This is a genomic window from Phenylobacterium sp., assembly GCF_035569475.1.
Classification (GTDB): domain Bacteria; phylum Pseudomonadota; class Alphaproteobacteria; order Caulobacterales; family Caulobacteraceae; genus Phenylobacterium.
This window is the reverse complement of the sequence record NZ_DATMNA010000057.1, coordinates 1-23,094: the sequence shown is the minus strand read 5'-3', so window position 1 is coordinate 23,094 and position 23,094 is coordinate 1. Positions and strand designations below refer to the sequence as shown.

The window sequence follows — 23,094 nt, the reverse complement described above, 5'->3', positions numbered from 1 at the left end:
TCAGGCCGCCGCGGAAAGCTGTTCGAAGAGGTCGGCGGGGAAGGGGGAAGCGTAGGGGGCGACGCCGAGCTGGGCGCGGACGTCGGCGAGGGGCCTGTCCCAGATGGCTTCCCAGTCGACGGGCAGGAGCGGCGGGGTGCGGCGGCCGTGGGTCCAGGCGGTGAGGATGACGGGCAGCATCAGGGCGCCGCCCTCCGGCCGCTCGAAAGCCACGCGGGTCAGGACCATGCCGAGGAACATCGCCGAATAGTGGTGGCCGAACTGGGCGAGCTGGAACGCGGAGATCGCCACCTCGTGCAGGGCGGTGGTCTCGTAACCGGCCACGATATGCCACAGGTCATGGCACTGCAGGATGCGGGCGTTGAGGTAGTCGAGCGGCGGCGGCAGCTTGTCGACGCCGATGGCTTCCCGGTCCAGCACCTCCAGGTCGAAGCCGTTGTCGACGATCAGCGCATGGAAGGTCGCGCCCAGCGAGCCCGGCGGGCAGCGGGCCAGGGCCTCCAGGGTGAAGCGACGGGGATAGCCCTGGGCGACGGCCTTCGGCGTGTCGGGATAGCAGAGTGCGGCCCGGCCGATCCGCGGCGGCAGGCCGGGCGAGACGAGGCCCGCGAGGGCCGCGGTGCGGGTGGTGAGGCTGACCGCCTCGACGCCCGAGCGCGGCTCGTCCAGCAGGGCCCAGAGGGCGGGCCAGAAGGCCTCGGCGATCCGCTCGGGCCGGGCGGCGGCGTCGGTGGGCACGGGGCGGACGCCCACCGGCTCGCCCAGATAGCCCTCGGCGACGGCGTCGTAGAGGCCGGGGATGCGCTCAGGCGCGGCGGCCGCGCCGTGGATCCAGAGGGCCGAAAGCGCCTGGAGGTCGGCGGCCTGCGGCTGGGCCTTGAGACGGCGGCCCAGCGCGCGGGCGGCGTCGTCCTCGGCGCCGGCCTGGGCCAGGGCCTCGAAGCCGGCGCGATCGCTCTTGTCAGTCCGAACGGTGTCGTCGCCCATGCCCGCCCTCGCCAGCCCCGATCGGACGCTAGGACTGTTGCCGATTTGTGTCCGGCGCAGGCGCCGCGCGCGCGTCGCGGCCGAAGTTTGGCGCGGCGCTTTCCTGGCCCGCCGCGATGATCCCGCGGCGGATGTCGCGGGTGCGCGAGAAGAGCTCGAACAGCTTGTCGCCCTCGCCCCAGCGGATGGCGCGGGAGAGCGCCTGCAGGTCCTCGGTGAAGCGGCCGAGGGTCTCCAGCACCGCGTCCTTGTTGGCCAGGAAGACGTCGCGCCACATGGTCGGGTCGGAGGCGGCGATGCGGGTGAAGTCGCGAAAGCCCCCGGCGGAGTACTTCATCACCTCGCCGCGGGTGACGCCCTCGAGGTCGGCGGCCGTGCCCACGATGTTGTAGGCGATCAGGTGAGGCAGGTGGCTGGTGACGGCCAGGACCAGGTCGTGGTGGCTGGCGTCCATCAGCTCGACGTTGGCGCCCAGCGCGGTCCAGAAGTCGGTCAGCCGCTCGACGGCCTCCTGGTAGGGGGCGTCGGTGCGCTGTTGCGGGGTGAGGATCGTCCAGCGGTTCTGGAACAGCTCGGCGAAGCCGGCGTCGGGGCCCGACTGCTCGGTGCCGGCGATGGGGTGGCCAGGGACGATGTGGACGGTCGCGGGCAGGGCGGCGGCCAGGGCCTCGGCGACCGCGCCCTTCACCGAGCCCACGTCGGTGACGGTGATGCCGGGGGCCAGGCCCGGCGCGGCGGCGCGGGCGGCTTCGCCCATGGCCATCACCGGAACGGCGAAGACCACCAGGTCGGCGCCGCGCGCGGCCTCGGCCGGGTCGGCGGTCACCCGGTCGGCGTAGCCCAGCTCGACGACCTGGGCGCGGGCGGCTTCGGAGGCGTCGGCGACGGCCACCTCGCCCACGGCGCCGGCGGCCCGCGCGGCGCGGATCACCGACGAGCCGATCAGGCCGCAGCCGATCACCGCCATGCGTGCGTAGATCGGCCCGGTCATTGGGTCATGAAGTCGGCAAGCGCCTCGGCCACCGCGCGGTTGTGCGTCTCCAGCCCGATGGTGATGCGGACGTGGTCGGGCAGGCCGTAGTTGCCGACGCCGCGCACCAGCAGGCCCCTGGAGGTCAGGTAGGCGTCGGCCTCGGCGGCGGTGCGGCCGGGGATCTTCGGGAAGCCCACCAGGATGAAGTTGGTCGCCGAGGGGCCGACCACGTCCAGGCCCAGGCCGCCGAGCTGCTGGGTCAGCCAGGGCCGCCAGGTCTCGTTCAGATCGATGGAAGCCCGCTGGAAGTCCTCGTCCTCGAGGGCGGCGACCGCGGCGCGCTGGGCGGCGACGGAGGTGTTGAACGGCATGCGGATGCGGTCGAGCGCCTGGGCGATCTCCAGCGGCGCATAGCCCCAGCCGATGCGCAGCGCCGCCAGGCCGTGCAGCTTGGAGAAGGTGTGGGTGACCACGACGTTGGTGGAATTGCGCGCCAGGTCGATGCCGTCGTTGAAGCTGGCGTCGAGCGCGAACTCGCCATAGGCGCCGTCCAGCACCAGCACCACGCTGGGCGGCAGGGCGTCGTGCAGGCGGCGCACCTCGGAGAACGGGATCCAGGTGCCGGTGGGGTTGCCCGGATTGGCCAGGAAGACGATCCGCGTGCGGTCGTCGACGCACTTCAGGAGCTCGTCCACGTCGATGCGGAAGTTGGGCTCCTTCGCGCGGCGGACCTCGGCCTGGCAGGCGTAGGCGCCGATGGCGAAGGCCGCGAAGCCGAACTCGCCCTGCACCATGTTGTCGCCCGGCTCCAGGAAGGCCTGGTTGAGCATGGCGAAGACCTCGTCCGAGCCGCAGCCGAACACGAGCCGCTCCGGCTCGATGCGGTGGCGGGCGGCCAGCGCCTCGCGGACGATCGTGGCGCGCGGGTCGGGATAGACGTGCAGGGACCGCTCGGCGCTCTCGTAGGCTGCCTGGGCCTTGGGGCTGGAGCCCAGCGGGTTCTCGTTGGCCGACAGCTTGATCGGCTGGGCGATGCCCTCGGCCTGGGCCTTGCCCGGCACATAGGCGTGGATGTCCAGGATGCCCGGCTTGGGCAGCGGCCTGGCGGCCTTGGCGCGTGCGTCTGGGATGGGGGCGTCGTCGGACATGGGGAAGGCGCAGCGTTGCATCGGGCCATGGTGGCCGGGCCCGCCTCTTACACGCCGTCCGTCATGGGTCCAAGGGCGGGCGTGGATGTGTGGGGGGTTCTGGCCTGACCGGTTGTCCGTTTGCGGGGCCGGCGCCAAACGGAGGCGGGCGCCGCCCCTAGACGTCCAGGGGCCCCGGCGCAGCGCCGATCACGCCGGAGAGCTTGCCGGGGGCGCGGGCGAGGCGAGGGTCGGAGGCCTGGTAGTAGCCGGCGAGGAGGAAGAGCTTCAGGCCGCCGGCCTCGACCATCAGGGTCGCGGCGACGCCGTCGCGGCTGAGGGCCTCTTCGATGGCCTTGGCGGCCTGCGGGGCGTCGGTGACCCAGAAGGTGTTGTCGGCGCCGGTGGGTTCGACCTCGACCTCGGCGACCGCGAGCGCCGAGAGCGGGCCCCAGGCGGCGAGGCACGGGAGGGCGGCGAACACCCGGAGCTTGGGCTCGGCCAGGAGGCGGCCCCACCAGGCGCTGTCGGGGGTGAGCGCGCAGACGGCGACGCCGCCGAGCTGGCGGGCCTCGGCGATGGCGTCCTCGGGCCTGGCGACCTGGCGCAGCGCGGGGGCCGCGCCGAAGCGCAGGCGGGCCACATCGACGGCGCGGCCCGGATCGCGGCCGCCCCAGACGGCGATGTGGAAAGGCCCCTGGGTGGCCAGGCTGTCGCCGATCAGCTCGCGCCAGATGCGCACGATGAGGCCGGGGCGCGCGCCGTTGCGCGGGCCGGCGAGCAGCTTCTTGAGCAGCGCCGTCTCGCGGCCGGGGCGCAGGCCGAACTTGCCGTTGTCGCCCGCGGCGGCCTTGGCGGCGGCCACGTCCTTGGCGAGGGCGGCGCGCTCGACGACCAGGCGCAGGAGGTCGGCGTCTATGGCGTCGATGCGGGCGCGCACCTCGTCCAGCGACGGCGGCTGTGTCTGCGGTGTGCCCTCGGCCATTTTTGCCCTCAAACAGAAGGAAGGCGACCTAGGTCATTGCGGGCGGACGCGCAATAGGGCCGCGCGCGGCAATAAAGTTGCAGGGGAAACCAGCGGCCGTCGCGCCCGCGGTCAGTTCACCGGCAGCATGATGTGCTGATAGGGCGTGCCGCCGTACATCACATAGGGGCGCGAGGTGTCCGGCGCGGCCTGTTTGGTCGGGTAGCCCGACGAGGTCGCGGCCTCGGCGCTCAGGATCATGACGTGCGGGCCGGTGGTCACCCACTTCGCGCCCGCCGGGGGCTTGGTCAGGTAGGGGTCCAGGTTGCTGGCGTCCGAGCCGCCCTGCAGCATGTAGGACATGCCGATCTTGCCCTTGGGCGGCGGCTTGTGGCCGGTCAGCGCCTCCATCCAGGCCATGCCGTTGGCGTCCAGGCACATGGGGTCCTTGCCCGGCGTGGCGGGATCGTCGGGGAAGCAGGTCCAGCCGTTGGCCCCCTTGCGCAGCACGGTCATCCCCTTGGCGCCCATGGCCATCACGGTGGCGTCCCGGCCGATCGCGGCCGGCGCGGCGGAGACGGCGCTGGCGATCTGGGCCGCGGCGTCAGGGGCCGCGCGGGCGGCGGAGACCGCGCCGAGGGCGCCGGCCACGAGCAAGGCGCTTGTCTTGAGCTTCATGTGGGCTCCTCCCGAACCGGCGTTATCTAGATCCCGTTGCTATGGGAGCGCAATGCCGTGGCGGCGGCGTATGGGCCGCCAAAGGACCGACGCTCAGTCCTGGAACGCGGCGATGATCGGGCACGGGCCCTGCGACGAGGCGCTGCAGGCGCTAGCCAGCCGTTGAAGGGCCGATCGCGCGGCCTGAAGCTCCGCGATCCTGGCGTCCAAGGCCATGAGGCGCGCCGCCGCCAACGCCTGGGCCCGCCGGCGATCCTGACCGGCGTCGAGCGCCAGGAGCTCGCCGATCTCTTCCAGGGTGAAGCCGGCCGCCTGGGCGGATTTGATGAAGCGCAACCGGCGCACGTCCTCGTCGCCATAGCGCCGGACGCCGCCGCCGAAGCTGTCGCCGCCGGTGCGCTCCGGCGTGTCGAGGAGCCCGCGGCGCTGGTAGTAGCGCACCGTCTCCACCCCCACGCCGCCGTCCCTGGCCAGACCCGCGATCGTCCTCGGCTTCATCCCTTGACTCCGTACTACGGTACGGAACCCACATGGGGCGGGCGAGAATGGAAACAACGGTGGCGACCATGCCCGGCGGCTCTGCGAAGACGGCGATCCTCTATCGAATGGTGATGGACAAGCACGTCTGTCCCTACGGCCTCAAGGCCAGGGCGCTGCTCCGCCGCAAAGGATACCAGATCGAGGACCGCTGGCTTCGGACCCGCCAGGAGACCGATGCGTTCAAGGCCGAACGCGGCGTCAGGACGACGCCGCAGGCCTTCATCGACGGCGTACGCATCGGCGGCTACGACGACCTGCGCCGCCACTTCGGCCTGAAGGTCGGCGACCCGACCGCGACCAGCTACACGCCGGTGCTGGCGGTCTTTGCGGTGACCGCGTTGATGGCGCTGGCGCTGAGCTACGCGAGCTTCGGCAGCGCCTTCACGGTGCGGACCGGCGAGTGGTTCATCGGCCTGTCGATGATGGCGCTGGCCATGCTCAAGCTGCAGAACGTCGAGACGTTTTCGACGATGTTCCTGAACTACGACCTGCTGGCCCGGCGTTGGGTCCCCTATGGCAAGATCTACCCCTTCGCGGAGTTGGGCGCCGGAGCCTTGATGGTGGCCGGCGCCCTGACCTGGCTCTCGGCGCCGGTGGCGCTGTTCATCGGCGGCGTGGGCGCGGTGTCGGTGTTCAAGGCGGTCTACCTGGACCGGCGGGAGCTCAAGTGCGCCTGCGTCGGCGGCGGGAGCAACGTGCCGCTGGGCTTCATCTCGCTCACCGAGAACCTGATGATGGTCGCGATGGCCGTCTGGATGGGGGTCATGGCCGCGCCTTTGGTCGCGTGATCCGAGGGTGGGGTCCGGACCGGCGCCGGACCTGAAGAAGCGGCGGCTCGGCGGGTTCTGACCGGCCCTGGCGGATCGCCGCCTTCGGCGATGCGTTTGCGCCCTGCCCGGCCAATCCAAGCGGCCCTGACCTAGGGCAGAGCGGGCTTGGCCCAAGTCGGAGCGGCCGATACCGCCGGTCGAAGAACAGCCCGTTCGCGCCTGCAACAATCGCGCACCATTCTGAAATGGTTCCGCTTGCACGGGGCCGGGAAGGCTCGCCCCGCGTCGAGGTCCTGGCCTGCGCAAATTCCGCCAAATCGAGATTAACCGAGGTTCTTTGCGGGGCGGTAACCCAAGAGGCGCAAGGTCGCGGGCATGAGAACCCGTCGTCTCATTTCAACCGCCCGCCGCCTTCATCGATGGATCCGGCCCGACGGCGGGAACGTGGCGATGGTCTTCGCCCTGTCGATGCCGTTGCTGATGGGCGGCGCGGGGCTCGTCGCCGAGACCAGCTTCGACTATTTCCAGAAGAACCACCTCCAGGCCGCAGCCGACGCCGCGGCCTATGCGGGCGCGCTCGAGGATCGGGCCGGATCGAGCGCGGCGACGATCGCGGCGGCCGCGAACGCCCAGGCGACCTCGAACGGGTGGTCGTCATCGTCCGGCACGATCACCGTCAATTCGCCGCCGGCCTCGGGAGCCAACCTCACGCCCAACGCCGTCGAAGTGCTGCTGACGATGAACGCGCCGCGGTTCTTCTCGGCTGTCTTCAGCAGTCAGCCGATCACCGTCAGCGCGCGCGCAGTGGCCATTGCGCAAACCGCCGCAAACGCTTGCATCCTGGCGCTCGACAAGACGGCTCCGGCCGCGGTCCAGGTGCAGGGCAATTCGACCCTGAACCTCACCGGCTGCGACGTGATGTCGAACTCGGTGGCTTCCAACGCCGTCGACGTCTGGGGATCCGCGAAGCTGATGGCGGATTGCGTGATGTCGGCCGGCGGGATCACCAACAAGTCAGGCCTGACGCTTACAGGATGCTTCGCCGGCATCACCCAGGCGCCGCGGGTGGCCGATCCGTTCGCGGGCCTGCCGACCCCCAGTCCGGGGCAGAACCGGTCAATCCCCAACGGCAACAAGGGGACGACGACGCTTCAACCCGGCTCCTACTCGAACGGCATGAGCCTCAGCGGAACGGTCGTGCTCTCTCCCGGGACCTACTACGTCTCGGGCGGGAACTTCTCGGTCAACGCAAACGCCAATGTGAGCGGCAGCGGCGTGACCATCTACCTGGTCGCCGGCTCCCAGGTGACGATGAGGGGCAATGCGTCCGTCAGCCTGGCGGCGCCCACCTCCGGAACCTACAGCGGCATCCTGTTCTTCGGGGATCGTGCGGCGGCGGGCGGGTCCAACACCTTCAATGGCGACGCCGCCTCCAGCTTTACGGGCGACATCTATTTCCCGACGCAGCAGGTGAGCTATCTCGGCAACTTCTCCGGGACGAACGGCTGCACCCAGATCGTCGCCGACCAGGTCCAATGGAGCGGGAACGCCACGGTGGCGGTGAACTGCTCGAGCTATGGCATGGCGGCGATCCCCGGGCGGCAAGCGGTCACCCTGGTGGAATGATGCGGCGGCTTGGTCATTTTCGAAGCGACCAACGCGGGCTCGCGGCGCTGGAGTTCGCGTTGATCGCCCCGTTCCTCGCGACCCTGCTCCTGGTGGGCGCGGACACCTGGCTAACCGTCAGCCAGAACGAGGATATGCGCACGGCCCTCCAAAGCGGCGCGCGCTACTATCAGACCGGCGGGTCGGACGATCCCACGGCCCAGCTCGTGGCGCAGCAGGCGTGGCCCTCCAAGCCCGCGGACGGCTCCATGAGCGTGACGCGAAGCTGCACCTGCGGCTCGAGTCCGGCCGACTGCGCGACGCTCTGCGCGGGCTCGAACCCGCCCTCGGTGTTCCTGACCCTGACCGCGCAGGGGACGTTCAGCGGCCTGATGCAGTCGCGGGTCCTGTCCCAGAGCGACGTGGTCCGTGTTCGCTAGGGCCCGCCGCATCGTCCGCGCGGCCAGGTCCGACTCTGGCGCGACCATGGTCGAGTTCGCCCTGGTCTCCCCCGCGCTCCTTGTCTTCCTGCTGGGCGTTTTTCAACTGGCCTGGGCGCTGCATTGCGCGGCGAGCGTGCGCTGGAGCCTGGAGACCAATGCGCGGAGCCTGCTGCTCAACCCCGCGACCACGGCCGACCAATTGAAGTCGGCGATGCTCTCGCAGCTAAACGGCGTGGCCGACACCCAGAACATCACGGTTTCGCTCGCGGCCGACAACACGACGCCGAACGCCCCGATGACGCGCGCGTCGAGCGTCTATCAGACCCATCTGTCCATTCCGCTGCTGCCGCAGCAGGCGCTGACCTTCAACGCCCAGACCGAAGTGCCTGCGCCCTAGGTTGAGCCGCGGCCGGCCCCCTGCAGCGGGCGCTCCGGGCGAGCCGGGCTTTGACGGGCCAATCCAACCTGTCACATTTCGCTCCTAAGAAGCGCGGTCCATAAGCCGCCGCCGTTTTCGGGAGTTCACATGTCCAGGCCCTATCGCTTCGTCGCGGGCGCGCTTGCCTGCGCGCTCGCCGTCGCCGGAGCGGCCGGGGCCGCCGCGCCGGACGGCGGGGTCCGCATCAACCAGATCCAGGTGATCGGCAGCCACAACAGCTATCATTCCGGGCTGACGCCGGGGGTGGCGAAGCTGTTGCAGGCGACCAACCCCAAGGCCTTCGACGGGCTGGACTACAGCCACGCGCCGCTGACCGTGCAGTTCGACCACGGGGTCCGGCAGGTCGAACTCGACATTTACGCCGACGCCAAGGGCGGCCGCTTCGCCCACCCGTTCGGGGCGACTCTGAACGAAGGCGGCGCGGCGGGCTTCGACAAGGCGGGCGTGTTCCTGAAGCCCGGCTTCAAGGTGATGCACGTCCAGGACATCGACTACGTCTCCAACTGCCAGCCCTTCGCCGGCTGCCTGCGCGAGATCCGCGCCTGGTCGCAGGCCCACCCGCAACATGTGCCGATCTTCGTCCTGGTGGAGACCAAGACCCAGGAGCCGATCAAGGCCGTGCCCGGCATGGTGGACTACGAGCGCTTCACGCCGCAGGTGCTGGACGCCTTGGACGCGGAGATCCGCGCGGTGTTCCCGGAGCGCGAAATGGTGACGCCGGACCAGGTGCGCGGCCACTATGCGACCCTGCCCGAGGCGGTGGCGCACGGCGGCTGGCCGACGCTGAAAAGCGCGCGAGGCAAGGTCGTCTTCCTCCTGGACCAGACGAACATCACGCCGACCTACGTGGCGGGGCATCCGGCGCTGAAGGGCCGGGCGCTGTTCACCAACGCCAGGGCCGGCGACCCCGACGCCGGGTTCGTCGAGCAGAACGAAGGGACGCCGGAGGCCATCGCGGCCCTGGTCAAGCAGGGCTATCTGGTGCGGACCCGCTCCGACGCCGACACCAAGGAAGCCCGCACCGGCGACACCGCCCAGCGGGACAGGGCGCTGGCGAGCGGCGCCCAGATGGTGAGCACCGACTATCCCTGGTACGAGCCCTCGCGCTGGACCGGCTATGCGGTCAGCCTGCCCGGCCACGCTTCGGTGCGCTGCAACCCGGTGAACGCCCCGAAGGCGTGTAAGGACTCCGCCCTGGCGGACGCGCCCGTCGCGCCCTGAGGATCAGCCGGAAATCAGCCACTGGGTGACGTAGATCTGGGCCTTGCGCGCCAGTTCGGTGGGACCGGTGAAGTAAAACTCGCTGCCGGAGAAGGTCCGCCGCTCCCGCCAGCGCAGCGGGCCGGTGTCCTCGGCCGTCAAGGTTTCGCGCAACTCGTCGCTTTTCTTTTTCGGAACAAACGCCACGAAGGTTGCTTCGTCCATCGCATTAAACCTCTGCGCCCCCGTGACGATATGGTCGCGAGTCTCCACGCAGGCCAAGAGATACTGTTGTGACGCTTGTTTCCACGGCCAAGCTGCCTTGTTGTCGTCACGACTGAGAGGAAGATGGCGTGTCGCGCTAAGGCCCCTTGAGGGCCTGCGGCGGAAGGGTGGCTCAAAATGAGCGTAGATCAGCCACAGCGCCCGGAGCGATCCGGCGCGCAGCATAGAGTGGACATGCAGGATTTCATCGACCTTCAGGGCGCATCCGGGGCGCCGTACCGTTTCCGGCGCCGGCCGGACGGGGCGTCGCATCTGCCGACGGCCGGCAACTATGTGCTCGTCCAGGAGAGCGCCTCGGGATTCAAGGTGATGACGGTGGGCGTCTCGCTCGACCTGTCGCGGTTGCGGCCGCCGGGCCCGGCGCGCGCCGGCCGCCGGCAGACGCACCTGTTCACCCGGCTGAACGTGGCCCGTGCGGCGCGCTCGGCGGAACACGAGGACCTGGTGGCCAACTACAACCCCGCCAAGGTGGTCGGCGAGGACGGGTAGGCCTGTCCAGCGGCCTGACAGGTCAGCCCTGCCGGGCCCGACGGGCGGCGATCTGCAGGGCCTCCAGCGCGCGGGCCAGGACGGCCTCGCCGCGATCGGGGGCGTTCAGCGCTTCGACGACCAGCGGCGCGCTGGCTGAGATTCTGAGCGCGACCCTCGGAACGTCGCGGTCCCGGCCGATGGTGACGGGCTGGCCCAGGCTGACGGCCATGCCCTCGCCTGGGGGCGGCCGGCGGAGACGCTCGTAGAGCCCCTGCAGTCGACGCGGGCACAGGGCGTCCTGGCGGTCGGCGACGCGGAAGGTGAAGATCGTCGAGGTCCCATCCCAGCCGCCGTCGGCGAGGCGGGCCAGCGGCGGGGCCGCCACCGGCTCCAGGCCCTCGATCCCGGCGAGGCCGGTTTCGATCCGCGCGGCGAACCGGGACAGGAAATCGCCGATCCCGGCGTCGGGGCAGGACCGGAAGGCCGCGAGCTCGTAGAGCGCGGCGCGCCATCGCGCCAGCATCCCGAAGTTCGGCAGGTCGGGCAGGACGGCGCGGCCGGCGAAGCCGGGCGGCCAGTCCTCGCGGCCGCTGACGTCCGCCAGGGCGGGAAGCAGCGGCTGGGCCTTCAGGCCCGGCGCGGAGGCGTCGGGAACCAGCAGGGCGCCGGAGAAGGGCGGCCCCGCGACGAACTTCGATCCGGTGATCGCCACCAGGAAGTCGGCGGCGAGGTAGGCCGAGAGGCTGCGCGGCGAAAGCCGGAACTGGCAGGCGTCGACGAGCACCGTCAGCCGGTCCCCGTAGCGCTGCTTCAGGTCACGGGCGCAGGCGGGGCTGGGCGCGATCAGGCCGGTCTTGGAGACGTCGACCAGCACCAGCATGACCCGGCGTCCGGCGCTGAGGGCGCGGCGGCAGGCGCGCTCGAAGTCGGCGTCCACGTCGCCCGGCGCGCGCGGGCTTCCGTCCGGGCGCCGCAGGTCGACGGCTGTGGTCTCGCCGGCGACGGCGCCGGGCAGCAGGGCGCCGATCTCCGAGGCGGCGGCGTGGGCGGCCTGGACGCCGAACCGCAGGCTGCGCACCGCCAGGGGAACCCCGCGGCCGGTCTCGTTGGAGTCCGGCATGACGGTGGCGAGCGGGTCGGATGCGCGGCCGCGGGCCAGGTCGGCGGCGATCAGGTGCAGGTCGGTGCCGGACGGGGCGAGGACGATGTTGGCCGCGGCGCCCGAGGGCAGGCCGCAGAGCCGGGCCAGATCCTCCCGCGTGGCCTGCGCCGCGAGGGCGTAGGCCTCGCGGGGCGAGGCGGCGCGGGGCAGGGCGGCGAAGGCGTCGGCCACATGGGCAAGGGCGGCCGCAGAGATGGTTGAGGCCGTCGTGGAGCCGAACTCCGCGGCGCCGGACTGCGGGTCGACGCCCAGGCCATAGCGGTTGCGGCCGGTCTCAGGGTCCAGGACGATCCGCTCGTCGCCGCCTTGCGTCAGCAGGTCCGAAATGGCCGTCCGGCCGGAAGCTTCCACCGCTCTCGTCGCTCTCGAAGACATAGGGGCGCGACCTTCCGCCTCCTCGGCAGGGCGCCCGGGAGGCATAGCACCGATATGGCGCGGTGCGCGGTTGTGTCTTCGTTAAGCCCGGTGAGGAGAGTTCTCAGCCTAGGCCGCGGCGGCTTTGGCGGAGGCGGCCGGGTCGGCGGCGGTCTCGCCGAGGGCGGCCTGGAGGGCGGCCAGCAGGTGCTCGGGCTTCATCGGCTTTTCGACGACGCCGTTCATGCCGGCGGCGAGATAGCCCTCGGCGTCCTCCGGCTCGGCGTTGGCGGTGAGCGCGATGATCGGCACCACGGAGGCCGGGCCGCCGAGCGCGCGGATGGCGCGGGTGGCGGCGACGCCGTCCATCACCGGCATCTTGATGTCCATCAGGATCAGGTCGAAGCGGCCGCTGCGCGCGGCCTCGACGGCCTGGGCGCCGTCGTTGGCGCTTTCGCAGGTGCAGTCGAACATCTCGCAGAGCGCCTGGGCGACCATGCGGTTGGTGGCGTTGTCGTCGACCACCAGGACGTGGGCCGAGCGCTCGGCCTCCTGCGGCTCTTCGGCCGGGCTCTCCAGGGCGATCGGCAGGAGGATCTCGAAGACCGCGGTCTCGGAGGTTCCCCCGGCGCCTTCGCTGCGCAGGGTTCCGCCCAGGCCGTCGACGATCTGGCGGGCCATGACCACGCCGATGGCGACTTCCAGGCCGAACCGGGCTTCGATGTCGCGGACGCGGGTCTCGAGGTCCTGGCCTTTCCAGGCCGGGTCGCGGGCGCCGCGCACGCGGCCTTCGAGGCGCACGCCCTCGGGGCCGACGGCGGTGCGCACGCTGGCCTCGACCGCGCCGCGGCGCATGGAGGCCACCGCCTCGCCGACGAAGCCGTCGAACACCTGCAGCAGGCGCTTGCGGTCGCCCAGCGCGCAGGCGTCGGGATCGCCGTCGTAGGAAACCAGCAGGGTGACGCCGCTGTTGGCCGCCGACGGCTGCCAGCGGCTGTGGACCTCGTCCACCAGCTCGCGCAGGCGCAACGGCGCCGGTTCGAGGCTGAGGCCGTGATTGGTGATCTTGCGAAGGTCGGTGGCGCGCTCCATCAGCCGGCGCACGCCCTCGGCCGCCTCGGCCACGCCGCTGACGCAGGCATGGGCGTCGGGGGTCAGGCGTTGTCGCGAGAGCTGGTCCGTCAGGGCCAGGGCCCCATCCATCTGCTGGATGATCTCGGCGGTGACACGGTCGAAGAAGAAATCGGGAAGGGACATGAACAGCCGAAGGTTGCGGGCGCGCGACAACGCCACCATGGCGCAAAGCGCTTGCGGAGAGGTTAAGTGACGGCGGTCACACGCGCCCCGGCCCTGCTGCGGCGGCGCAGCGGCGGGCGCCGGCTTTGCGAAGGCGGGTGCGATCGCGCATATGAGGGCGATGATCGACCCCAACACCCAACGGGGGGCCGGCGCCCTCGTGCTGTTCTCGGGCGGGCAGGACTCCAGCGTTTGCCTGGCCTGGGCGCTGGCGCGCCATGAGCGGGTCGAGACCGTGGGCTTCGACTATGGCCAGCGCCATGCGGTGGAGCTGGAGGCGCGGCTGGGCGTGCGGGCCCGTCTCGCGGCCGAGTTCCCCGCCTGGGCCGCCCGGCTGGGCGAGGACCATGTGCTGGACATCTCCAGCTTCGGGGCCGTGGCGGCCTCGGCGCTCACCGCCGACCGGGCGATCGAGATGACCGAGAAAGGCCTGCCGTCGACCTTCGTGCCAGGGCGCAACCTTGCGTTCTTCGTCTATGCGGCGGCCCTGGCCGACCGGCGGGGGCTGAAGGCGCTGGTGGGCGGCATGTGCGAGACCGATTTCTCCGGCTATCCCGACTGCCGGCGCGACACGCTGGACGCCATGCAGAGCGCGCTGAACCTGGGCATGGCGCAGGACTTCGCCATCGCGACGCCGCTGATGCGGCTCACCAAGGCCGACACCTGGTCGCTGGCCAAGGGGCTGGGCGGCGAGGCGCTGGTGCGGCTGATCGTCGAGGAAAGCCACACCTGCTACCTGGGCGACCGCACGACGCTGCGCCCGTGGGGCTACGGCTGCGGGACCTGTCCGGCATGCGAGCTGCGAGGGCGCGGCTGGGAGGCCTGGGTGGCGCAGGGCCGCCCGGCGCTGCGTCCCGAGGGCGCCCCATGAGCTATGCGGTCAAGGAGATCTTCCTGACGTTGCAGGGCGAGGGCGGCCAGGCGGGCCGGCCGGCGGTGTTCTGCCGCTTCGCCGGCTGCAACCTCTGGTCCGGCCGCGAGCAGGACCGGGAAGCCGCGGTCTGCACCTTCTGCGACACCGATTTCGTGGGCCTGGACGGCCCCGGCGGGGGCCGCTTCGCGTCGGCCGATGAGCTGGCGGCGGCGGTGGAGGCGGCCTGGGCCGGCGGGGCGGACGATCGGCTGGTGGTGCTGACCGGCGGCGAGCCCGTGCTGCAACTGGACGCGCCGCTGATCGCGGCGCTGCACGGGCGGGGGTTTTCGCTGGCGCTGGAGACCAACGGCACCCTGGCCGTGCCGGACGGCGTCGACTGGATCTGCGTCAGCCCCAAGGCCGACGCCGCCGTGGTGCAGACCCGCGGCCAGGAGCTGAAGCTGGTCTACCCGCAGCCGGGCGTCGATCCGGCCCGGTTCGAGGGGTGGGATTTCGAGCGCTTCCTGCTGCAGCCGATGGACGGGCCGCGGCGGGCGGAGAACACGCAGGCCGCCATCGCCTATTGCCTTGCCCATCCCCGCTGGCGTTTAAGCGTCCAGACGCACAAGTACCTCGGCATCGCCTGAGGCCCCCGCCCGAGGCCTATGCGACCCCACCGCACAAGATCAGATGAGCTCCAGGATTTTCGAGATCACCAAGGCCGCGACCTTCGACGCGGCGCACCACCTGCCGGCGGGCCCCGCAGGGCCCTACACGCGCCTGCACGGCCACTCGTTCCGGGTCGAGGCCAGCGTGCGCGGCGAGGCGCAGGGGACCATCGGCTGGGTCGCCGACCTGGGCGAGCTGGACAGCGCCCTGCGGGCCGCGGCCGGTGAGCTGGACCACGGCCTCCTGAACGAGAAGCCGGGCCTGGAGAGCCCGACGCTGGAGCACCTGTGCCTGTGGTTCGCCGAGCGCCTGAAGGGCCAGTTCCCGGGGCTGTCGCGGGTGGTCGTGTCCCGGCCGACGGTCGGCGAGAGCTGTTCGCTGAGCCTGTAGGCGGGAATTCGTCCACGAACCCCACGAACGCGCTCGATATCCGAGGCTCCGCGATAGCGGAGACTCCGCAAGTTTGACCGCCAAGATCGCCAAGAGGCCGCGCCGGCCCGATCCGTTGATGGCCTTCACGAGCTTGGTGGTCTTGGTGGTCTTGGTGTCCTTGGTGGTTTCAATCAGGACTGCCCGCTTCGCGGGCCTGTGTGATCGGACATCGTTCGCGGAACTGCGGACGGCTAATTCCCGGGCTTGGCGTCCTTCTTGCCGCCGGAGACGGCGTCGCCGACGCCGTGGGCGGTGGCGCTGACGGCCTTGGCGCCGAGGCCGACGGCGGCTCCGGTGACGGCGACCGCGGCCCCGCCGACGGCGCCCGCCGCGCCGACCATCACGCAGCCCGACAGCATCACGCAGGCGACCGCCAGGATCGCGCCCGAGGCGATGGATTTCAGCAGCATGTCACCAGATTCCCCGACTTCGGCGCATCCTGCACGGCGATCCGCGAAGAATTAAGGCGCGTCAGACCTGGTGGATCGCGGCCTTTCGCAGCGCGTCGTCCCCGTCGCGGCGCCAGGGGCCGGTGAAGCCGGGGTCGGCGCGGCGGCGGCGGTCGGGCCCGAAGTAGTCGTCGCTTCTCACGAACCGGCGGGGATGGTCGATGACCTGGGCGACGCGCTCCAGCACGCTGCGCGCGTTCAGCGGCTTGGCGAGGAACTCGTTGACGCCGGCGTTGCGGGCCTCCTGCACGCGGGTGGCCGTGGAATGGCCGGTGATCATGATCACCGGGCACATCTGGTTGGGGCTGTCGGGCGAGCGGCGCAACAAGCGCACGAAGTCGATCCCGTCCAGCGGCTCCATGCTGAGGTCGGTCATGACGATGTCGATGGCGTGGTTGCGCATCATCTGCAGGGCCTGGGCGCCGTCGCCGGCCTCGTAGATGTGGCGCACGCCGATCGCCTTGAGGATCTCCGCCAGGAGGACCCGCATGTGGTGGTTGTCGTCCACCAGGAGGATTTTCAGCAGGTCGTAGCGCAAGGGCGATCCACACGCGGTTCGGGCGGACAGGGTGCGCTGATTACGCAGCGGAAACACTGCCGGTCAATGCGGAATCACAACGTTCTTCGATTAGGTTAAACCGCTGTGGTTGATGGAAAATCCGATGGCGCACCTGGGCGTGTGCAGGTCGGCGGCGCCGACGCAGGGCCGTCAGGCCGCCCCGGTCTGGCCCCGGTGGCGCAGGAAGGCGTCGGCCAGGACGCAGGCGACCATGGCTTCGACCACGGGCACGGCGCGGATGCCGACGCAGGGGTCGTGGCGGCCCTTGGTCCGGAGCTCGATCTCCTCGCCGGCCTCGTTGATCGAGCGGCGCGGGGTGAGGATCGAGGAGGTGGGCTTGAAGGCGACGCGGGCGGTCACCGGCTGGCCGGTGGAGATGCCGCCCAGGACGCCGCCGGCGCTGTTGGACAGGAAGATGGGCCCGTCGTTTCCGGCGCGCATCTCGTCGGCATTCTCCTCGCCGGTCAGGGCCGCGGCGGCGAAGCCTGCGCCGATCTCGACCCCCTTGGCGGCGTTGATCGACATCAGCGCGGCGGCCAGCTCGGCGTCGAGCTTGCCGTAGACCGGCGCACCCCAGCCGGCGGGGACGCCGGTGGCCTCGACGGCGACGATGGCGCCGGTGGAGGAGCCGGCCTTGCGGATCTTTTCCAGGTGCTCCTCCCAGACCGGGACCATGTCGGGGTCCGGGCACCAGAAGGGATTGGTTTCGGTCAGGCTGAAGTCGATGCGGTCCGGCGCGACGGCGTGCGGGCCGATCTGGACCACGGCGCCGCGGATGGTGACGCCCTCGACGATCTTCCTGGCCACGGCCCCGGCGGCGACGCGGGCGGCGGTCTCGCGGGCCGACTGGCGCCCGCCGCCGCGGTAGTCGCGCACGCCGTACTTGGCGAAGTAGCTGTAGTCGGCGTGGCCGGGACGGAAGGCGGTGGCGATCTCGGAATAGTCGCGGCTGCGCTGGTCGAGGTTCTCGATCAGCATGGAGATCGGCGTGCCGGTGGTGACCTGGTCGGGGTGACGTTCGTCGGAAAACACCCCGGAGAGGATCTTCACCGCGTCCGGCTCCTGGCGCTGGGTGACGAACTTGCCCTGGCCCGGTCGGCGCTTTTCCAGCCAGACCTGCACGTCGGCCTCGGTGAGCCTGATCCCCGGCGGGCAGCCGTCGACCACGCAGCCGAGCGCCGGCCCGTGGCTCTCGCCCCAGGTGGTCACGCGAAACAGATGGCCGAACGTATTGTGCGACATGGCCGGGCTTGTAGCGGCTTAGGCGGCGCGCACCAACCTCAGGGCGCGCCCATCGCGCGGCCGAACAGCATCAGCGCCATCTGCAGGGTCTCGAAGTGGGTGGGCCCTTGGGGAACCTGCAGGGCCTGGCAGAGGGCCTCGGTGTTGAAGGCGGCCTGCGTGCAGGTGGACAGGAAGTCGTAGTGGCCGACGCCCGGCAGGCTCTTCAACTGGGCGCGCGGGATGGCGCGGGCGGCCGCCCCGCCGTTGAGGCGCGGCGGCGCGACCGGATCGGCCTCGCCGAGGACGATGGCCACCGGCGTGCTCATGGCCGTCAGGCTGGCGGGGTCGAAGGCCTGGACGAGGGCCGGGGCGATGGCGAAGACCGCGCGGACGCCGCGGATCGAGTGGTCGTCGCCGGCGTGGGCCGCCTCTGCGGCGAGCTCCGGCGCGGCGAGCGCGGCTGTGGCCTGCTCCTGGGTCACGGGAAACTCCGGCTGCGGCTTGCAGAGGCCGTCGTCGGGATGGGCCGCGCAGGCGGCCTGGAAGCGCTGCAGGTCGACGCGCGCGCCGCCCGCCGCGAGCGCGGTGAAGCCGCCGGTCGCGAAGCCGGCGACGCCCAGGCGCCGGACATCGATGTAGGCGCCGAGGACGGGATCGGCCTTCACCGCTTCGAGGGCGGCCTCCAGGTCTCCCGGCCGGTCCCAGAACAGCGCCGAGCCGGCGACCGTCATCTTGTCGCGGCTGTTGTTTCCGGGGTGGTCGACGGCGATGACGACGTAGCCCTGCTGGGCCAGGACGGTGGTGAACCAGCCCATCATCCGCGCCGAGCCGCCGTAGCCGTGGGAGAACAGGATCACCGGCCGGCGCCGGGCGTCCGCGAAGGGCGCGTCGGGCGCGGCCTCGCCGACGTAGAACAGCGGCTTTCCCGGCGGGCCGAGGTCGAGGGATTTTTCGTCGGCGCCCTCCGCGGCGGGGTACCAGACGGTGACGCGCAGCCTGGGGCTGTGGCCGGCGTCGCGCAGGGCGGCGGTCGGGTTGGCGGCCTCCAGATGCCGCTCGCCGACGGGGAAGGCCTCGGCCGGGGCCGCCACGCAACAGAAGGCCGCAAGCGCGCCCAACAGGCCAAGGATCCGCCGCATCATTCGCTCCGCTGGAAGGTTCCCGCCGCTTCTAGGGCGAAGCTGGCATCGGCGCCGCCTAAATCGCCGTCAGGCCGCCCAGGCGGCGGCGAACCGGCGCAGCAGTGTCCGCGCGGCGCTATCGGCCTCGCCGGCCGGGGCCGGGGCGAGGCGCAGGAAGAGGTGGCCCTGGCGGTGGGGGCCGCGAGCGGGCAGGCCCTGGCCCTCGAGGCGCACCAGCTTGCGCTCGCCTGCCTTCCGGGTCAGCCAGACGGTGCGCCGGCCGAGCGGGGTCTCGACGCGGACGCGGCCGCCCTCGGCCAGCAGGCGCGGGGCCACCGAGGCGGTGACCCACAGGTCGTCGCCGCGCACCTGCATGTTCGGCGCGCCCATCAGTACGACGGGCATCTCGACGCCGTCGACGCGGACCGTGTCGCCCTGGCGCAGGCCGGGGGGCAGGGCCACGCGCAGCCGCCGGCCGTCGGCGGCGCGGTGCTCGGCGTGGCCGCCGCGCAGGGCGACCTCTGGGCCGATGGTCAGCGCCGCGGGCCGCGGCGGGCGCGGGACGGGCGGCTGGATGATGCGGTCGGGACCGGCCTGGGCGGTCTGCAGCCGGTGATAGGCCTCGACCACCCGATGGAAGCGCGCCTCGTCGCCGCCCGGGCGGTCGGGGTGGGCGCGCTTGGCGGCCTCCCGGAAGGCCCGGCGCAGGTCGCCGGAGGTGTAGAAGGGACCGACGCCCAGCACCTCGCGCGCGGTCTTCAGCGAAATCGGCGGGGCGGAGCTCATCTGCCCGCCAGGATCGCGCCGACATGGTCAATGCGGGGTTAAGGGGCGGTCTATCCCGGTGCGTCCTCTCCCCCGGCGAAGCCGAGAGGGAGAGGGTAGGGAGAGGGCGGCCCGTGAGGGCGTGATCCGCCGGAGGTCAGGCGACGGGCCTGCTATGGGTCATGGCTGGACTGGGAGCGCCGGACAGGAGTCCTGCGCCGCCCTCTCCCTCTCGCGCTGCGCGCGGGGGAGAGGATGGCGGCGGTTAGGCCTCGCGAAGCCTTGGCGCCTCGGGCTATATCGCAGGCGATGACCGACAAGACCCTGATCCCGCCGTCGCCCAGCGAGGACGACTATGTCCGGCAGGTGGCGGTGGCCGAGCCCCTGCCGCTGTTGAGCGAGGACGACCCGTTCGCGCTGTTCAACGCCTGGCTGCGCGAGGCGGTAGGCAAGGAGCCGAACGACGCCAACGCCATGTCGCTGGCGACAGTGGACGCCGACGGCCTGCCGGACGTGCGCATGGTGCTCCTGAAGGACGCCGACGCGCGCGGTTTCGTCTTCTACTCCAACGCGGGCAGCGCCAAGGGCCGGGAACTGGCGGTCAATCCGAAGGCGGCGCTGCTGTTCCACTGGAAGTCGCTGCGCCGGCAGGTACGCATCCGCGGCAATGTGTCGCCCGTGACGGATGAAGAGGCCGACGCCTATTTCGCGACGCGCCCAAAGCAGGCGCAGATCGGCGCCTGGGCGTCAAAACAGTCGCAAGCCCTGGAGAGCCGCTTTGCCTTCGAGCAGGCAATCGCGCTGGTCGCCGCCAAATATGTGATCTCCGAGGTGCCGCGGCCGCCGGGCTGGAGCGGCTGGCGCATTTCCCCGCTGCATTTCGAATTTTGGCACGACCGCCCGTTCCGTCTGCACGACCGCATCGAATTTTCCCGCGGCGCTTCGGGCGCTGCGTGGAGCAAGATGAGGCTTTATCCCTAGACCCGTCACTCCAGGACGGTCCGAAGGACCGGACCCGGGATCTCATCGTTCCGGGTTCGCGTCTTCGACGCGTCCGGGAACGACGAGGAGAGAGCGAAAGAGAAGTTCATGCCGACCTCCAACCTGCCACGGCGCACGCTGCTTCTGACCGGAGCGAGCCGCGGCATCGGCCACGCCACGGTGATCCGCTTCTCCTCGGCCGGCTGGCGCGTCATCACCTGCTCGCGGCATGCCTTCCCCGAGGAATGCCCGTGGGACGCCGGCCCGGAGGACCACATCCAGGTCGACCTTGCCGATCCCGAGGACACGCTGCGCGCGATCGCCGAGATCAGGAAGCGGCTCGAGGCCGGTGAGTTGCATGCGCTGGTCAACAACGCCGCGATCTCGCCGAAGGGCCATGGCGGTGCGCGGCTCGGCAGCGTCGATACCGAGCTCGACACCTGGAACCACGTTTTTCGCGTCAACTTCTTCGCGCCGATCATGCTGGCCCGCGGGCTGATCCAGGAATTGAAGAAGGTGAAGGGTTCGGTCGTCAACGTCACCTCGATCGCGGGCTCGCGCGTGCATCCCTTTGCCGGCGCGGCCTACGCGACCTCGAAGGCGGCATTGGCGGCGCTCACACGGGAAATGGCCGCCGATTTCGGCCGCGTCGGCGTCCGCGTCAACTCGATCGCGCCAGGCGAGATCGACACTTCGATCCTCTCCCCCGGCACGGAAAAGATCGTCGACCAGCAGATCCCGATGCACCGGCTCGGGACGCCCGACGAGGTCGCAAAGATCATCTACGTGCTGTGCACGGAGACGTCGTCTTACGTGAACGGCGCCGAGATCCACATCAACGGCGGCCAGCATGTGTGAGGCGCGCGGCCACCTCACCTGATCCACGACACGCTTTCGACTGTCGTTGCCCGCGGCCCGTGTGCGCCAAGGCTTGGCCGCGCTTTGCGGTATGGCCGGCCGAAGCTTTAGCGAAGGCGGCAAGCCGATGACACAGCGTGCGTTGGAGACATCCGATCAGTGACGATGGTGGTGGTAGCGCACGACCTGCACGAAGCGCTTGTCTGAGCCTGCGGTCCGCTGTTCGTCCATGGCGCGCAGCGACCGGGCACCCACCTCAATGCACCGTCTCAAGCGCGCCGACGCAGGCCTGTTCGCAGCTCCGGCACTGTTCGGCACAGGTCCGGCAGTGCACGTGCTCGGGAGCGTGCTTCTCGCATTCCTCGGCGCACAGCCGGCAGGCCAGCGCACACAGCGTGATGGCGCCGCGCAGGACCTGCGGGTTCGAGCCCGACTGCGTCGACGCGAGCGTGCCGGTCATCACACAGACATTGGCGCAGTCGAGGTCGAAGCGAATGCATTGGCGGAGCGCGTCGGAGCCCTCCTCGGTCAGGCAGGCGTCGGCGCAGGAGGTGCAGGCCCGCGCAGTCGCATAGCAGTCCTCGATGCAGGCGATCAGCGGTTCGCTGATGCCGGCGAGTTCCGGGTGAGCGGCAATCGTCTCGTCAATATCCATGGTCGTACTCCCACTTGGCACAACCAATACTAACGCTCAGGGGGCGCGGAAGGTTGCCTATGGTGTTCCTAACAGGAAGGTCCGCCGTCAAACCTCGGCGGGTGTCAAAATCCTCTACAACTTGCTTACATGAGCGACATCTAATCTTCATCTGCGCGGCACAGGATACCTCCAGCCCGATTCGAGGGCAAATCTTCTGATCAGGGAGGCTACTTTGCGCCGCTTTTTCATTTTGGTCGTCGTCGGCACAACCGCAAGCGCGGCCGCGTTAGCAGATGATCACGCCGGTCGTCTGCACGGAACCTATGCGGTGACGGGCGCATCGTACTGCATCCAGAATTCGGCCTCGATCGGATTTAATCCGAATTTCTCGCCAAAGGGCCCGGTCGCGTCCTTCTCCCAAACCGTCGAAGGCGTCATGGTGTTTCACACCGATGGCACCGGCACGGTGAATAACCGGTCCTTCTCGATCGACCCCGGCGCAGGGGCGACCGGCGATTCCTCGTACCAGATCACCTACACGATTGGCCCCGATGCCAAACTGTCGGTCAAGGCGGTCCCGGGCACGTTCAGCTCCACGATCCTGACCGGCCCGAACGCCGGGCTGACGCAAGACATCGACGTTCCAGACACGAGCGGATTCATCGGCGAGAACGCGCGGGCCATCATTCTCGCCCCACCCGTGCCGAGCGTCCAAACGGTCACCCGTTCCAATGGCACCCAGTTCGCCCGGATCTGCAATGGATCGCTCATCGTGACCCGCATCAGCGACGACGACCGCTGATGCAAGGGCGAGCCATTTTCTGGTCAGAGAGGTACCTCATGCACCGCTTTTTCATTTTGGTCGTCGTCGCCACCACCACCGCAAGCACGGCCGCCTTTGCAGATGATCACGTCCGTCTGCGCGGAACCTATGCCTTCACGGGCATGTCGTTCTGCATCCGGGATTCGGCCTCGCTCGGATTCAACCCGAACTTCACGCCAAAGGGCCCGGTCAAGCTCTTCTCCTACACCGTCGAAGGGGTCATGGTGTTTCACGCCGATGGCACCGGCACGGTGAATGCCGGGGACTTCTCGGTCGACACCGGCGGAGGGGAGACCGGCGTTTCCTCGTACCAGATCACCTACACGATTGGCCCCGATGACAAACTCTCCGTCAAGGCGGTACCGGGCACGTACAGCCACACGATCCTGACCGGCCCGATCGCCGGGCTGACGCAAGTCGCCGAGGTTG

At 70.5% G+C, this 23,094-nt stretch carries 28 protein-coding genes; 13 read left to right on the top strand and 15 right to left on the bottom strand.

The features are described from left to right. The 6 genes from VNW53_RS09385 to VNW53_RS09360 form a co-directional block, all read right to left on the bottom strand. On the bottom strand, positions 1–987 hold the full coding sequence (locus VNW53_RS09385; RefSeq protein ID WP_325555261.1) for a Coq4 family protein: 987 nt from the start codon (positions 985–987) through the stop codon (positions 1–3). A 28-nt stretch (positions 988–1,015) separates the two neighbouring features. Then, positions 1,016–1,978: a prephenate/arogenate dehydrogenase family protein gene (locus tag VNW53_RS09380; RefSeq protein WP_325555260.1), complete on the bottom strand. Its 963-nt coding sequence runs from the start codon at positions 1,976–1,978 to the stop codon at positions 1,016–1,018. Next, complete coding sequence (hisC, locus tag VNW53_RS09375) at positions 1,975–3,108, bottom strand: histidinol-phosphate transaminase (protein WP_325555259.1); 1,134 nt, start codon at positions 3,106–3,108, stop codon at positions 1,975–1,977. Before hisC ends, VNW53_RS09380 begins: the two co-directional genes overlap by 4 nt. 157 nt (positions 3,109–3,265) lie before the next feature. Continuing rightward, on the bottom strand, positions 3,266–4,072 hold the full coding sequence (locus VNW53_RS09370; protein ID WP_325555258.1) for a chorismate mutase: 807 nt from the start codon (positions 4,070–4,072) through the stop codon (positions 3,266–3,268). 111 nt (positions 4,073–4,183) lie between these two features. Then, positions 4,184–4,729, bottom strand: a complete 546-nt coding sequence (locus VNW53_RS09365; RefSeq protein ID WP_325555257.1) for a hypothetical protein — start codon at positions 4,727–4,729, stop codon at positions 4,184–4,186. 93 nt (positions 4,730–4,822) lie between these two features. Further along, entirely contained in the window at positions 4,823–5,227 is a 405-nt protein-coding gene (locus tag VNW53_RS09360) for a MerR family DNA-binding protein (RefSeq protein WP_325555255.1), read from the bottom strand. A gap of 68 nt (positions 5,228–5,295) precedes the next feature. On the opposite strand from VNW53_RS09360, the gene VNW53_RS09355 reads away from it, so the two are divergent. From VNW53_RS09355 to VNW53_RS09335, 5 genes are all read left to right on the top strand, one after another. Further along, complete coding sequence (locus VNW53_RS09355) at positions 5,296–6,057, top strand: MauE/DoxX family redox-associated membrane protein (RefSeq protein ID WP_414693266.1); 762 nt, start codon at positions 5,296–5,298, stop codon at positions 6,055–6,057. A gap of 432 nt (positions 6,058–6,489) precedes the next feature. Continuing rightward, positions 6,490–7,665: a pilus assembly protein TadG-related protein gene (locus tag VNW53_RS09350; protein WP_325555252.1), complete on the top strand. Its 1,176-nt coding sequence runs from the start codon at positions 6,490–6,492 to the stop codon at positions 7,663–7,665. 59 nt (positions 7,666–7,724) lie between these two features. Further along, positions 7,725–8,084 (top strand): hypothetical protein, encoded by a 360-nt coding sequence (locus VNW53_RS09345; RefSeq protein ID WP_325555251.1) that lies wholly within the window; start codon positions 7,725–7,727, stop codon positions 8,082–8,084. Positions 8,085–8,130: 46 nt separating this feature from the next. Further along, positions 8,131–8,484, top strand: a complete 354-nt coding sequence (locus VNW53_RS09340; protein WP_325555250.1) for a TadE family protein — start codon at positions 8,131–8,133, stop codon at positions 8,482–8,484. Positions 8,485–8,613: 129 nt separating this feature from the next. Continuing rightward, on the top strand, positions 8,614–9,747 hold the full coding sequence (locus VNW53_RS09335; RefSeq protein ID WP_325555249.1) for a phosphatidylinositol-specific phospholipase C1-like protein: 1,134 nt from the start codon (positions 8,614–8,616) through the stop codon (positions 9,745–9,747). A gap of 3 nt (positions 9,748–9,750) precedes the next feature. On the opposite strand, the gene VNW53_RS09330 is transcribed toward VNW53_RS09335, so the two are convergent. Next, entirely contained in the window at positions 9,751–9,951 is a 201-nt protein-coding gene (locus VNW53_RS09330) for a hypothetical protein (protein ID WP_325555248.1), read from the bottom strand. A 234-nt stretch (positions 9,952–10,185) separates the two neighbouring features. On the opposite strand from VNW53_RS09330, the gene VNW53_RS09325 reads away from it, so the two are divergent. Then, on the top strand, positions 10,186–10,500 hold the full coding sequence (locus tag VNW53_RS09325) for a hypothetical protein (RefSeq protein WP_325555246.1): 315 nt from the start codon (positions 10,186–10,188) through the stop codon (positions 10,498–10,500). 22 nt (positions 10,501–10,522) lie between these two features. On the opposite strand, the gene VNW53_RS09320 is transcribed toward VNW53_RS09325, so the two are convergent. Then, positions 10,523–11,995: a hypothetical protein gene (locus VNW53_RS09320; protein WP_325555245.1), complete on the bottom strand. Its 1,473-nt coding sequence runs from the start codon at positions 11,993–11,995 to the stop codon at positions 10,523–10,525. A gap of 132 nt (positions 11,996–12,127) precedes the next feature. Next, positions 12,128–13,255 carry a response regulator gene (locus tag VNW53_RS09315; protein WP_325555244.1) on the bottom strand — a complete coding sequence of 376 codons (1,128 nt, stop codon included), beginning with the start codon at positions 13,253–13,255 and terminating at the stop codon, positions 12,128–12,130. A gap of 160 nt (positions 13,256–13,415) precedes the next feature. Between VNW53_RS09315 and queC the strand changes: the two genes are divergently transcribed. The 3 genes from queC to VNW53_RS09300 are packed head-to-tail and all read left to right on the top strand — an operon-like array spanning position 13,416 to position 15,206. After that, complete coding sequence (queC, locus tag VNW53_RS09310) at positions 13,416–14,165, top strand: 7-cyano-7-deazaguanine synthase QueC (RefSeq protein ID WP_325555269.1); 750 nt, start codon at positions 13,416–13,418, stop codon at positions 14,163–14,165. Continuing rightward, the gene (queE, locus tag VNW53_RS09305; protein WP_325555243.1) at positions 14,162–14,794 is read left to right on the top strand and encodes a 7-carboxy-7-deazaguanine synthase; all 633 of its coding nucleotides are present in this window, start codon (positions 14,162–14,164) and stop codon (positions 14,792–14,794) included. Before queC ends, queE begins: the two co-directional genes overlap by 4 nt. A 43-nt stretch (positions 14,795–14,837) precedes the next feature. Next, positions 14,838–15,206, top strand: a complete 369-nt coding sequence (locus VNW53_RS09300) for a 6-carboxytetrahydropterin synthase (RefSeq protein WP_325555242.1) — start codon at positions 14,838–14,840, stop codon at positions 15,204–15,206. Positions 15,207–15,439: 233 nt separating this feature from the next. Here the strand turns inward: VNW53_RS09300 and VNW53_RS09295 are convergent, their stop codons facing one another. The 5 genes from VNW53_RS09295 to VNW53_RS09275 all read right to left on the bottom strand — a co-directional run bounded on the left by VNW53_RS09295 (position 15,440) and on the right by VNW53_RS09275 (position 19,387). Further along, positions 15,440–15,658: a hypothetical protein gene (locus tag VNW53_RS09295; protein ID WP_325555241.1), complete on the bottom strand. Its 219-nt coding sequence runs from the start codon at positions 15,656–15,658 to the stop codon at positions 15,440–15,442. A 61-nt stretch (positions 15,659–15,719) separates the two neighbouring features. Continuing rightward, positions 15,720–16,235 (bottom strand): response regulator, encoded by a 516-nt coding sequence (locus VNW53_RS09290; protein WP_325555239.1) that lies wholly within the window; start codon positions 16,233–16,235, stop codon positions 15,720–15,722. 171 nt (positions 16,236–16,406) lie between these two features. Continuing rightward, a complete protein-coding gene (gene aroC, locus VNW53_RS09285) occupies positions 16,407–17,498 on the bottom strand; it encodes a chorismate synthase (RefSeq protein WP_325555237.1) in 1,092 nt (363 codons plus the stop codon). A 38-nt stretch (positions 17,499–17,536) separates the two neighbouring features. Then, the gene (locus tag VNW53_RS09280) at positions 17,537–18,619 is read right to left on the bottom strand and encodes an alpha/beta hydrolase family protein (RefSeq protein WP_325555235.1); all 1,083 of its coding nucleotides are present in this window, start codon (positions 18,617–18,619) and stop codon (positions 17,537–17,539) included. Positions 18,620–18,688: 69 nt separating this feature from the next. After that, positions 18,689–19,387, bottom strand: a complete 699-nt coding sequence (locus VNW53_RS09275) for a J domain-containing protein (RefSeq protein WP_325555234.1) — start codon at positions 19,385–19,387, stop codon at positions 18,689–18,691. A gap of 288 nt (positions 19,388–19,675) precedes the next feature. On the opposite strand from VNW53_RS09275, the gene pdxH reads away from it, so the two are divergent. After that, on the top strand, positions 19,676–20,347 hold the full coding sequence (gene pdxH, locus VNW53_RS09270) for a pyridoxamine 5'-phosphate oxidase (RefSeq protein ID WP_325555232.1): 672 nt from the start codon (positions 19,676–19,678) through the stop codon (positions 20,345–20,347). 108 nt (positions 20,348–20,455) lie between these two features. After that, positions 20,456–21,205, top strand: coding sequence for an SDR family oxidoreductase (locus VNW53_RS09265; RefSeq protein ID WP_325555230.1), 750 nt, complete (start codon positions 20,456–20,458; stop codon positions 21,203–21,205). A 256-nt stretch (positions 21,206–21,461) separates the two neighbouring features. Here VNW53_RS09265 and VNW53_RS09260 read toward each other — a convergent pair whose 3' ends face one another. After that, a complete protein-coding gene (locus VNW53_RS09260) occupies positions 21,462–21,860 on the bottom strand; it encodes a four-helix bundle copper-binding protein (protein ID WP_325555228.1) in 399 nt (132 codons plus the stop codon). Positions 21,861–22,074: 214 nt separating this feature from the next. Here VNW53_RS09260 and VNW53_RS09255 point away from each other — a divergent pair, with 214 nt between their 5' ends. Both VNW53_RS09255 and VNW53_RS09250 read left to right on the top strand, forming a co-directional pair. Then, positions 22,075–22,644, top strand: a complete 570-nt coding sequence (locus tag VNW53_RS09255; protein ID WP_325555227.1) for a hypothetical protein — start codon at positions 22,075–22,077, stop codon at positions 22,642–22,644. Positions 22,645–22,682: 38 nt separating this feature from the next. Beyond that, on the top strand, positions 22,683–23,094 hold a 412-nt coding region (locus VNW53_RS09250), incomplete at its 3' end, for a hypothetical protein (RefSeq protein ID WP_325555226.1).